This window comes from Fluviicola sp. (genome assembly GCF_030151805.1).
GTDB lineage: Bacteria > Bacteroidota > Bacteroidia > Flavobacteriales_D > Crocinitomicaceae > Fluviicola.
Map to the genome: position 1 here is coordinate 1 of NZ_JASLCN010000183.1, position 12,338 is coordinate 12,338.

General features: G+C 42.6%; 6 protein-coding genes. All 6 read right to left on the reverse strand.

From position 1 onward, the window contains the following. Window positions 1-538, reverse strand: a 538-nt coding sequence (gene purQ / locus Q1V93_RS06875; protein WP_300663112.1) for a phosphoribosylformylglycinamidine synthase subunit PurQ, incomplete at its 3' end; no start/stop codon positions are given. Between the two features lie 62 nt (window positions 539-600). Then, on the reverse strand, window positions 601-1,575 hold the full coding sequence (locus Q1V93_RS06880; RefSeq protein ID WP_300663115.1) for a hypothetical protein: 975 nt from the start codon (window positions 1,573-1,575) through the stop codon (window positions 601-603). Window positions 1,576-1,604: 29 nt separating this feature from the next. Continuing rightward, window positions 1,605-2,048 carry a GNAT family N-acetyltransferase gene (locus Q1V93_RS06885; protein ID WP_300663117.1) on the reverse strand — a complete coding sequence of 148 codons (444 nt, stop codon included), beginning with the start codon at window positions 2,046-2,048 and terminating at the stop codon, window positions 1,605-1,607. A gap of 1 nt (window position 2,049) precedes the next feature. Further along, window positions 2,050-9,369 (reverse strand): cell surface protein SprA, encoded by a 7,320-nt coding sequence (sprA, locus tag Q1V93_RS06890; protein ID WP_300663119.1) that lies wholly within the window; start codon window positions 9,367-9,369, stop codon window positions 2,050-2,052. Between the two features lie 43 nt (window positions 9,370-9,412). Beyond that, window positions 9,413-9,991: a Holliday junction branch migration protein RuvA gene (ruvA, locus tag Q1V93_RS06895; protein WP_300663121.1), complete on the reverse strand. Its 579-nt coding sequence runs from the start codon at window positions 9,989-9,991 to the stop codon at window positions 9,413-9,415. A 16-nt stretch (window positions 9,992-10,007) separates the two neighbouring features. Continuing rightward, complete coding sequence (locus tag Q1V93_RS06900; RefSeq protein WP_300663122.1) at window positions 10,008-12,272, reverse strand: NADP-dependent malic enzyme; 2,265 nt, start codon at window positions 12,270-12,272, stop codon at window positions 10,008-10,010. Window positions 12,273-12,338 lie beyond the last annotated feature (66 nt).

Consider the following 12,338-nt stretch of genomic DNA (forward strand, 5'->3'; position numbering starts at 1 on the left):
GATTGCTTTCGTCGGAAATTTGTCCTTCTTCATCCGAATAATGAAACAATACCTGATCATTATCCAAAATTGATTTCATGACATCGTCCTGGGCATAGAATCTTCCTTCGCCATGAGCAATCGGAATTTTATATGCACGAGCTCCATCCAATCCTTTAGTGATCGCACTATTGGATGTTGCCGGTTTCAAATGTACGTTTTTGCAAATGAACTTTTGGGTGTTATTGTGTAGCAAAGCTCCCTGCAACAAACCGCTTTCCGTCAAAATCTGAAAACCGTTGCAAATTCCCATTACGTAACCGCCTTTGTCTGCATGGTTCATAATCTCTCCCATAATCGGAGACAATTTTGCAATAGCACCTGAACGCAGGTAATCCCCGTAGGAAAATCCACCCGGAAGCACAATAAAATCCGCCCCTTTCAGGTTCGTATCTTTATGCCATAAACGTTCTACTTGTTGGCCCATAATTGTTTCAAGGACATACACCATGTCTTCATCACAATTGGAACCCGGAAAGGTAACAACACCAAATTTCATTGATCTATTTTTGCGACGGAAGCCCGTCAATTCATGAATGGCAACAAAGTTAGTCAATCTACTCAGACAACCATGTATGAAATGAGGAAAAATTTAGCAACAGCAATCAGTAAGGTAAGGTAAAAAAAGATACTCGCTACCCGCTGCCAGATCCGGTGGATAAAGGCAAACGTAAAGAAGAAACTCAAGGGAATGAAAAGCAAACTGATCCATTCGGATTGTTGATAAATAATAATTTCCGCCACTCCCAGAAGCAATGTCCCGATTAAAACCCAGATCAAAGCACGGTTCAATTTTTTGAACCGAATGTTACTCACCCGCACACGGATCTGAATTCCGATAATACTCAGCAGGAACAAAATGACAATTGCCGCAGATGTTCCGTAAAAGAATACTTCTTCGTATTTAATCAAAGACGAGTGCTTCAAAATCCGGGCGGAAATCGTGTGACCAGAAATCCACCAATAAGCTAAACCGTTTGCAATCGGGATCAAAAATCCGATAATCATCAACAACCATTGTCTGAAACTAAACGGATGCAGTGCCCATGCAGAAAACCAAAGCGGAACGATCAATACCGCACTCGGAGGAAGAAACGAAGCGGATAATCCAATGAAAAAAGCACTGTTGAAAGAAGATTGAAGGGTCGTTTCACTTCCTTTTAAGCGGAATAGCAAACGCAAAGACTGAAGTAGAAATATATGACTGATCAACACCGCATCAACCTGGTAAAAGGAATGCGAAAGACTCATCAGAACCACATAAAACAAGGAAGGTCCGTAATTGTTCTTGTCCAGGAATTCGTGCTGATTGAAAAGGAAATTCAGCTGAACCGCATTTGCCAAAACAATAACGGATGCCAGGATGGAAGTCCACCAATAGCTTAAATAACTCGTTTTCCCCCACAATCCAAGATCCACCACTTCAATGATGCTGTGAAATTGAAAATGCACATTCAGAAATTGAAAACCAACAACCAATGGAATCAGCAAAAGCAAAACCATCGGACGATTATTCAAAAAGGAACGCAATATCATAAAGCGAATTTAGTCGGAAATTTTAGAACTTAGAAGAACAAACGACCATTTACCCATTCTCCATCCAAAATTGCCCCGTGCTTTTGGTAAAACCCGATTGCCGGTTCATTCCAATCCAGAACCTGCCAGTCCATGCGTTTTACTCCGCGTTCTTTGGCGATGGCTACTACTTTGGAAAACAATTCGGAACCGATTCCTCCTCTTCGGAATTCCGGTTTGACATAAAAATCTTCGAGATACAAACAGCGCCCCTTCCAGGTGGAATAAGACTGGTAAAACAAAGCAAAACCAACAACTTGCAGGGTCTCGTGCTCCACAACCAATGCTTCGCAAACGGAATCTTCGAAAAGATCGATCCGCAATTGATCAACGGTGTTGATGACTTCATCCGGAGCTTTCTCATACAAAGCCAATTCACAGATCAAACTGTGAATTGCCTCTTCATCTCCTGGCCGCGCGTCGCGAATATTCATTCTATAAACCTCCTAAGTTAAATCGGAAACGAATACCCGTGCTCATATTCCCTGTTGGATAAGATGTAGCAATTTTAGGGTTCGTAATGACCTGATCGTAATAGAACTGAACCATCAGATTCGCACCGATGTTGTAATCAATGGAAGACTTAATGGAAATCACACGCTGACCGGCAGTTGCCTGCTCTGTAGATTCTACCACCTTGCGGATCACCGTTAAGTTATCTCTGAAAGTAAAGTCGAAGCGGATGTTCAACGGATTCTCCAGTTTATTCTTACCGATCTTGAACGGCAAGCGTACTTTCGGGAATTTATAACCTGCTCCGATAACAATCTCGTTTCCTAATACTTCTGTCACCTGGTTGTTATTCAGGGAAAGCGTTGATGAACGATCTTTCTTGATCTCGAACTTGGTAATCAATCCTTGTTTTTTGATGTTCCATGTTGCATCGAAACCAATCAAAGGAGAGAAGCGCTCCGCAATCGTTACCGTCTGAATATTTCTTCCGGCAATAAAGTTATCATTCAAATCGCGCGTTGTAGGCGAGCCGTTTTGATCGAAAGCCGCATTCAGATTTGACTGTACCTGACCTAAGGTAACCGTTGATGAATATCCGTGACGGATTACAAAGTTCTTCACGTACTTTTTCATTTTCTCGAACTTCGCAAGACCGTTGTAATTCACAGTCCAGTTCGGCAGCGGCATCGAAGCAAACGGATTCACCGATCGTTTGTTTACTTTTCCATTGGTATAAGACGATAAGAATGCCCCGATTACTACTTCCTGCTGGGAAATTCCGTAACCGTCACGGTAACCGTCCGAACTTCCGGATGAATTCGCATTGGAACTTCCAAGGAGATCTGAAACCTGTTTTGTTGTTTCTCTCATTTGCTTGAAGTTCGCAGATTCATATCCTGCTGACAGTTTTTCAAAAGCACTTCCGATCGAAATCGTTGAGTACGTCAATGTAGAAGTACGGAAACGGCTTTGTGATTCAAACTGCTCCGACAAATCATTGTAGCGGAAGAAATCACTCGTGTTTTCAGACATATTTCTGTTCAGGGAGAGATCAATCGTCAAATCCTTCATCGGCTCCAATGTTGCACGTCCTGTAAATGTCTGACTGTGCGTAATCGTATGCTGACGGTTCAAAGCCGGATTATCTACTATCCATCTGTTATCTGCTGCTCTTTGAGCAAAATTGTATCCTGTTTCCTTACCTGTAACGGAATAAGACTGTTGTCCGAAGATAAATCCTCCCATTCCGGAACTGAATTGCGGATTAAATCCTAAAATACTTGCCCGTTGATTAAACCCTGGCAACAAGGTTCCATCCGTTTGATTGTATGTTGACGAAACATTTCGAACACTCATCAACAAGCGCGCACCGAAACCAAGGATCGGATTGACCTTATTGTCTTTTTTGCGTTTTTGCTGACGTTCGTGTTTGCGCTTTTTACGTTCCCACTGACGTCTTTCTTTCTTGGTCATTTCCTCCAATGGTTTCGGAGGTTTCAGTTCCAGCGATTCTTTCGGATCCTTTTCTTTTGTATCTGTTTTCGTTTCATCCGTACCACCTCCGGCTTTTTGCCTTGCTACCAGACGACTACCTCCGGCTCCGCCTGTATTTACTTTTTTGAAGAACGGAATCTTATTGTACAAGTTCGTCATATTGGCCTGAAGCTGTGCATTGATCGTTCGGCTATTCTGAATAATGTTACCGTAATTCTCCTGACCCAAAGGTGCCCGTTGCCAGTTGTATGCTCCCGAATATTTCGCATTTCCGTTTAACCAGTCCAAAGCCGGAATCAAATTGAACGGAACATTGTATGAGAAGTTGTAATCATGGGTGTAGTCCATCGTTTTACCCAAAGTACCCATTTGTTTCCAGATCGTATCTTTAAATTGACGATACAACTCCTGGTTTCCTCTGCGGTTCACTTCCCCGTCCTGTTCGTCAAAAATGGAACGGTTGTTTGCCGTGAATGTCAATTTCAGGTTTTTGGTTAAATCCCATCCAAGACGGTAACCTCTGTTCCATTGGAAATTTTTCACATAAACCGGTCTGAACTGGAACGCTGATGCAGACGTGTCGATCGTGTTTCTGATCTGACGCTCGTTGTAGTTACGCTGAATATCATTTGTGAAGCCAATCGTTTTTGGTAAATATCCGATACTTGTTTCACGGATCAATCCCCACCATTTCGATTTCTGCATGAACTTCGTTTTCTTAAACGGTTCGAATGGTTTGTTATCAAAAGTATAGGCGTAAACCAGGTTTCCTTTCCACTGTTTTGTACGATCGTAATTCGTATTAAAGTCACGGTGGAAGTTTTCACTGTATCCATAACCCAGCGTCCAGTTGGAAATATCATAGAAATGAGCTTTTTTACCAGCTGCACGTTCTTTTCTCACTCCCTGGAAGTTATACGATTTTCGCTCGGTATAATCCTGGGCAACTTTTGCAATCTCTCTTCTTTGTCCTGCCTCGTATGAGCTCAGTTTAATATCCGGATTGAACGGATCGTATTCCGGATTAATCACTCCCAAAGAGTATCCGTAGAAGAACGGAACAGAAAGTTTGATTCTGTTTCCGAAGAATTGTCCCAATTGCAGGTTTGTCTGGAAATCCATTCCTACCTTCTGATTTCGCTGACGTTCCTGAACGCGTGAATCAACAGCACCCCAGTTAACTCCCGAATAATTTCCGGAAAGAGAGAAACTTCCGAAATCTGCAGCCTGAACCTGTAACTGAGCAATTGCTGCAGAACCTCCGTCATCCACAAAGTCACTTAATCGCAACTCATTCACCCAAACCTGCACACATTTTGGAAGTCCGTCATCCTGCCAGGGCTTAGGATCGTTCTTTTTCGGGTTTCGTACCCCGATCATAATCGTTTTGATTCCCTGCAAGTTCGGACTTCCTTTTACTTTGATTCTTCTGTCCGGGTTTTGAGGATCAATAATCACATACTCAACGTTTGCTGCAACTCCTGAACCACTTGCTCCGAGTAAATTATTTCTGCGCTTTTTCAAGTCTAACAAATCCTGGAAAAGAATTTCCATGTTGTTCACTTCAGGCCACACATTGTCTGCGTTATTTGTTCCCCAGGCAGTTAGATACAAAGGAAGTTCATACTCGTAATAGTTGTCTACAAAATCAGTTCCCAAACGCACGAACAAAGTTACATCCTGATCACGTAACGAATTTGCCGTAATTTCCTCAGCATGTACGTACATTTTCAACTTCTTGTATGTACGAACGTCAAACTGAACGTTTTTATATGCTGCTCTGGCGTCACCATCCTGCAAGTTACACACATCCAAAGTCAAGGACTGTTCGTTCATTTGTCTTTGCTGTGGCTGAGAAGGGTCAATTTCACGTTGAATTCCCGGAGGAATCTGGTATCCGATCGGCTGCTTTTCATTGTTCTCTTCAAAGTTCAATGCACCGATGTTAAATGTCGTCAAATTCGGATCGACTTGCAGTACTTCTCCCGGTGTCGTCAGATCCAGCAAATACTTTCTCCATTCACCACGAACCAATTCCAGTTTCGCAAAGCGGACAATTACTTCTTCATCGAACCCTTTCAGGAACATCCGGATGAAACGAATCGATCTGAAATCGCGGATTCCGTTAATGGTTTTCTCCGGTTCACGAACAGGAACTTTAAACTGATACCATTTTTCAGCAGGCTTATTCTGATCTGACGGCTGATACGTAACAACACTCGTAATAAAGTTCTTTCCGACTACCATGTCTGAAGGTCTCAAACTCACTTTATACTGGAAGTAAGCTTCTGATTCGGACAAGTTGTTATCCTGGTTAATATCTTCCAAATCCGGCGTGTTTCTTGCCTGAGTAGGGTAACCACCACCATTTGGATTCATCGTGCTTGACATTTCTGTCGTTGCGGAGTTCCCCTCCATTCCATTATAGCGCTTGTAGCGTTGAAGAATGTTTAGCTCCTCCTGATCGTAACGATCGTCTCTGTAAAAATTGTAGTCGTCACTGGAAGGATCCGAAATCATTTTTGCTTTTGCTTCCGGGGTCAAATTAGGATTTGACTGAACCCAGTTTACATAGCTTGAATAAGATGTTGTCTCTTCGGAAGATTTATATCCGTCAATTCCGACATCCTGGTTGACGCGTGAAGCCGGATCGTTATCAAAGGCATTTACAACAACTTGCTGCGTCGAAACTTTCGCCCATGGAGTAATTACAACCGGGTAATTTGCTCCTGCATATGGGGGAATTCCGTTTTCAAAACTTTTTCTCGAATCCGCAAGTACGTCTTCCGAAACGTTTCCTAAGTTGAAATACAGATCACCACCGCTCAAATTTGGCGTTGCGACCATTGCGTCGGCGTTAAAAGGATCTAAAATCCAGAACTGGATAAATTCCACGTTCGCCTGTTCGAAATCATTCGTGGTCAAAGAACGCATAATTCCTCCCCAACGGTCAGTCGGATTCGAGAACGTTCCGTCCGCATTAACCAACGTCGTATCGTAGTTATACATCCCGCGCTCTTTCGGGTAATATCCTAATTCAAGAACCTGAATCGTAGGAATTGATCCGTAAGTCAGCTGCTGATTCGGGAAAATCTCATCTTGTTTCACCTGACGCATACGGCTGTCGAAAAGCTGTGCCGTATTATTCTTGATATGTTGTGGAGTCAGGTTATTCGAAGCATAAAACAACGGATCGATCAAATACCAGGCGATGAGTGAGCGATTAAATCCATTTGCCAATGTTTTCAATGAACCTTCCGGGAATAAATCCGTTTGTCCCTGAGGAGTTGATGCAAGTCTCCATGCACTCTGTGTTCTTAAGTCAATCGTACTTTGACTTCCTTCAAAGTCATCCACATAGGAGATTCCGGTTTTTGAAATCGCTTTCGGTGTTCCCGGAATCAAATGGGCAAATTCTCCCTTGAAAGTCATAAACGATTTTTCCTTTGTGGAAATAACCGGCAAGAGGTCGATTAACTTTGTCAGGAATGGCAATTCGGTTCGATAATTAATATCAAATCCGATCACGTTGTTTTTATATGGCTCACTTCCGATATCGACTTTTTGAGTGACAGGTCGTTCCATCATCCGGAGCCAGGTTGCCCCGATATTAAAGTCTTTGTTAAATCGATAATTCAAATGTGTTCCGACCATGGACTTCGACTGGAATCCGAATACCGAATTACTTTCAATCGAAATTTTGATCGGAGTGTTTGACTCCAAAATCCCTGTATTCAGGATTTTAACGCGTCCAAGGTTGTAATCAACAGTATAATCCTGTCCTTCAACCATCGGAATTCCACCGGCTGTAACTTTAACAGCTCCTTCCGGTACATTCAATGCATTCAATGAGATATCCGATGTTACGGACGACTGATATTCTCCTTTAAATGTAAACCTGTTTTTACTTGGAATCTGCTGAGCAGCCGTTTTCGTGGAGTCGTATAATTCCGTGTATGCAATCGTGTTGGCTATGACATCAGACATTCCATTCTGCACCAACTTCGATTTCAATACGCCACCGAAAGGTTCGGTTGTCGAGAACATTACCCGACCATTCCTGGTATTGATTGTACCACCGGTTTCGGCCTTTTGCCCATTGTAAACAATCGGGACAAAGTCAAATAAACCATCCGAGAACTGCTGATTGTTGACATTCAGACGGTCCATTTCCACGAGGGTGATAATTTGTTTATCATCCAGGCCGGGATACGGGAAAATCGGCGCCAATACGGATGTTTCCGGATTATTATAGTAAATATTCAATTTGAATCCTGTCTGATCCACCTGGTATGCACCGATGGAATAGATGTTTTTCATCATCAAATCCCAGATCTTCAATGTCGGATTTGTAATTGTCGGTTTCAATAATTTCAGGAGCAAGGCATTCTGACCGGCAACTCCATCCGTAGAGAATTCACCGACCTGGAATGTTCCTCCTCTGTAGGTATATTCATAAGCTACGGCCAATACTTCATCGTTGTTCAATGGCTGACTCAATGAGATAAATCCAAGCAGGGCGTTGTAAGTAAATTCCGACTCACTTAATTTTCGGGCATTCTCCACTTTTTCATAGTGAATTGCCTGAAGGAAAGGACCTGGTGCTGCCGCCTGAGAAGAAAGTTCCGAAACAGCTCCGTTGAATCCGCGAATCGTCTGATCCGTGGACAGGTAATTGTACAAATCGTTGGCTCCGTTTGCCGGGTAAGGATTTGCCGGGTTGTTAGAGATTACTCCCCCCTGAATATTTTCCGGCTTGGATTCTCCCAAATCCGAAAAGGCAAGAATGTTTCTTGAGTTCTCTGTGTTGTTAATTCTGTTGGTAACCCATACTTCCATCCGGGTAATGTAGGTTTCAGATGCCACATTCGGCATTTGAGCCATGGAAGCGTTATACTGGTCGTGGAAAAATAAGTTCACGAAATAATGCCGGTTCGCCTCGTAATTATCCGCCGTCACTTCAAACGGTTGAATCTGTGCTTTTCCCGTAATATTGATTTCTGTTCTTTTTCCTTTCGAGGAAGCTCCGATTGCATCCACCGTTAAATCTCCGAAACGCAACTTGGCATACGCTCCGAAAAGTGTCTGAGATCCGGGAATCAAGGCTCCGAATGAAGGGAAACTCACGTTACCCAATTCAATACGCTGAATGATCTGATCTTCGTCTCCGGAATAACCCAATTTTGTCACGTTGTCAAAATCGAAAGCAGCCTGCGTGTTATAACTTGCACTCAATTTCAATTTTGTTCCGATCTGTCCGACCAAATTCATCTGAATCTGCTGCTGGAAATCAAAACGGGTGATCTTACGCTGCTTCACCGGCAAGATCGGGTTATCGTACCGGGATGAGTTTACCCCAAATGCCAATTCGATCGACCCTTGGGGGCGAATCGTGATTTCATCTGATCCAAAGAAGTTTACGAATGTTTTTGAAGGGATTTTTATCGGAAATTCCAGCGCTCTTTTTTCTTCCGTTTGTTCATCAATTTTATCCTTCCAGTTTTCCTTGAGGGATTTCTGGCGTTCATATTCCAGGTATTCTTCCAATGTCATCATCGATGGATTTCGATAATTCAGATTGGAATTTCCAATGGTCTCTGAAAAAATATACTTTCCGGTAATCGGATCAAAGACAATATTCTTCTTAACTCCTGACGGATCACCCAAATCAAATTTTTGAGGATTGTTTTGAGTCGGATCCAATGGATTGTTAATCGGGAATTGTAACTGATTCGATGTATCCGGCTTTGGTTGAGCCCAGAAAACAAGCGATACAAAACAGAAAACAACCGCGGTCAACAGTTGCATCATATTCGTATTGTAGTTAGCGTTCAATTTTTTTTCCAAGTGTTTATAGTATTTTCAGTGCCCCTTTAATTAATTCTTCCACAGATTCATTTCCGGAGGCAATTTTATCAATTGCTTTCTCTGCTATTTTCTTATCGAAACCTAAAGAAATCAATGCAGTTAACGCATCAAATCGATTTGTATTGTTTCCGGCAAAAATATTTGTTGTGTCATTCCATTCTACCTTCAACATCTTATCTTTCAAATCAATAATAACCCGCTGAGCTGTTTTCGCACCGATTCCTTTGATCGCTTGTATAGAACGTACATCTTCCGTTTGTATTGCGTTCGCAATTTCATTTGGCGACATGGACGAAAGCATCAAAATTGCCGTGTTGGGTCCGATTCCGGAAACTGACAGCAAAAAATTGAATACATCGCGCTCTTCGGAAGTTGCAAATCCGAATAATAAATGTGCATCTTCCCGGATGATCTGCTGTGTCAAAACCTTAACAGACTCAGTGTCACCGATTGCAGAAAAGGTGCTGAGAGAGATTTTGACAAAATATCCCACACCACCGCATTCGATGATCAGATTGGTGGGATTTTTTTCTATTAAACGTCCGTTTAGATGTGCTATCATGGTTTTGTCTGTTAATCTACTTTGTCTGAGCGTCAACAACTGCAACTTTTACCATATTCACGATTTCACGAACGGATGATCCCATTTGTAACACGTGAACTGATTTGTTTAATCCGACCAAAATCGGACCTATTGCATCTCCTTCAGTAATTTCCTGCAGCAATTTGTAGGCAATATTTCCGGATGAAAGATTCGGGAAGATCAAGGTGTTTACTTCTTTATTCGCCAAAATTGAGAATGAGAATTTCTCATTCATCAGGTCGTTATTCAACGCAAAATTCGCTTGTACTTCTCCATCAACAACCAACGTAGGGTGGTTTTCATGAAGGATTTTTACCGCTTCCGCCATTTTGGTTGAATCTTCACCCGGTGAGGATCCGAAATTGGAATAGCTCAGTAATGCAATTTTCGGCGTTACCTTAAACTTGCGCAATGTTTTTGCCACATTAGCAGTGATTTCTGCAATCTGTTCCGCATTCGGGTTTCTGTTGATCGTCGTATCTGCCAGGAACATCGGTCCTCTTTTCGTATTCAGAATATAGACTCCGGCAACTGTTTTCACATCTTTCTGCAACCCGATTACCTGAATTGCCGGACGTACCACATCGCGGTAATTTCTGGTCAAACCTGAAATCATCGCATCCGCATCTCCCAATTCAACCATCATCGCTCCGAAATGATTGCGTTCACGCATAATCTGAATTGCTTCGAATTCCGTTATCCCTTTGCGTTTACGCTTCTCAAAAAATGCTTTTCCGTAAACCTGTCTACGCACTTTCTCCACATCCGATTTCGCGTCGATAATCGTAATTCCCGGAATCTCAATGGAATATTCGGCAATCAGAGATTCGATCACTCTTCTCTTTCCAAGCAGGATCGGAATACAGATTCCTTCTTCCGCAGCTGTTTGTGCAGCTTTTAATATTTTGATATTATCTGCTTCTGCAAAAACTACCCGTTTCGGGTTGCTTTGCGCTTTTGCAGTTAAATTTCTCACTAATTTATTGTCGAGACCCAAACGTTTCTTCAGAATCATCTCGTACTCGTTCCAATCCGTGATCGGGTTCTTGGCAATTCCCGAATCCATTGCCGCTCTGGCAACTGCCGGTGCAACGTGATAGATCAAACGCGGATCCAACGGTTTCGGAATAATTTGTTCGCGACCAAAGGCAATGTGTTTTTCACCATATGCCTGAATCACTTCTTCCGGAATGGTTTCTTTTGCCAGGTTTGCAATTGCTTTTACAGCTGCAAGTTTCATTTCTTCGTTGATTCCGGTTGCTCTCACATCCAAAGCACCTCTGAAAATGAACGGGAATCCAAGCACGTTATTCACCTGGTTAGGATGATCCGAACGACCCGTTGCCATGATGATGTCATTTCGCGTAGCCATTGCATCCTTGTAGGAAATTTCCGGATCCGGATTTGCAAGGGCAAAAACGATTGGGTTTTTAGCCATGGAAGCAACCATCTCTTTTGAAACGATGTTTCCTTTTGACAAACCGATGAAGACATCAGATCCCTTGAAGGATTCCTCCAGTGTTGCATCTTTTTTATGCGGTGCAAATTGCTGCTTCATCTCGTCCAGATCTGTTCTTCCGGCATGAATCAGCCCTTTACTGTCGAACATGAAAATATTGTTCACAGAAGCTCCAAGTGCCATGTACAACTTCGCACAGGAAATTGCTGCAGCTCCGGCTCCTGAGATCACAATCTTCACTCTCCCTATTTTCTTTTTTGCCAACTCCAATGCATTCAATAACGCTGCTGCGGAGATAATGGCTGTTCCGTGCTGATCGTCGTGCATCAATGGAATATCCAATTCTTCTTTTAAGCGGCGTTCTATTTCAAAAGCCTCAGGAGCTTTGATGTCTTCCAGGTTGATTCCACCAAAAGTAGGAGCAATCGCTTTTACTGTCTGGATAAACAATTCCGGATCTTTCGCATCAATTTCGATATCAAAAACGTCGATATCAGCGAAAATTTTAAACAACAACCCTTTACCTTCCATTACCGGCTTGGAGGCCAAAGGGCCAATATCTCCCAAACCAAGTACTGCTGTTCCGTTTGAAATTACAGCCACCAGGTTTGCTTTGCTTGTATACTTGTAAACGTCCGCAGGATTTTCTGCGATCTTCAAACATGGTTCAGCAACTCCGGGTGAATATGCTAATGATAAATCACGTTGAGACGCATAGGGTTTTGTAGGAACAACCTCTATCTTTCCGGGTCTTCCTGAAGCATGATAATCTAATGCGTCTTGTTTGCGAACTTTTGCCATATAATCAGAATGTAAGGGGCGATAAAGTTAATAAATCTTAATACAAGAGCACCAAAAGTTCGGATA

What these genes read in the sequence shown, in the direction of transcription:
- ruvA (WP_300663121.1), bottom strand. Translation starts at nt 9,991, where the DNA reads ATGATAGCACATCTAAACGGACGTTTAATAGAAAAAAATCCCACCAAT.
- sprA (WP_300663119.1), bottom strand. Translation starts at nt 9,369, where the DNA reads ATGCAACTGTTGACCGCGGTTGTTTTCTGTTTTGTATCGCTTGTTTTC.
- Q1V93_RS06880 (WP_300663115.1), bottom strand. Translation starts at nt 1,575, where the DNA reads ATGATATTGCGTTCCTTTTTGAATAATCGTCCGATGGTTTTGCTTTTG.
- Q1V93_RS06885 (WP_300663117.1), bottom strand. Translation starts at nt 2,048, where the DNA reads ATGAATATTCGCGACGCGCGGCCAGGAGATGAAGAGGCAATTCACAGT.
- Q1V93_RS06900 (WP_300663122.1), bottom strand. Translation starts at nt 12,272, where the DNA reads ATGGCAAAAGTTCGCAAACAAGACGCATTAGATTATCATGCTTCAGGA.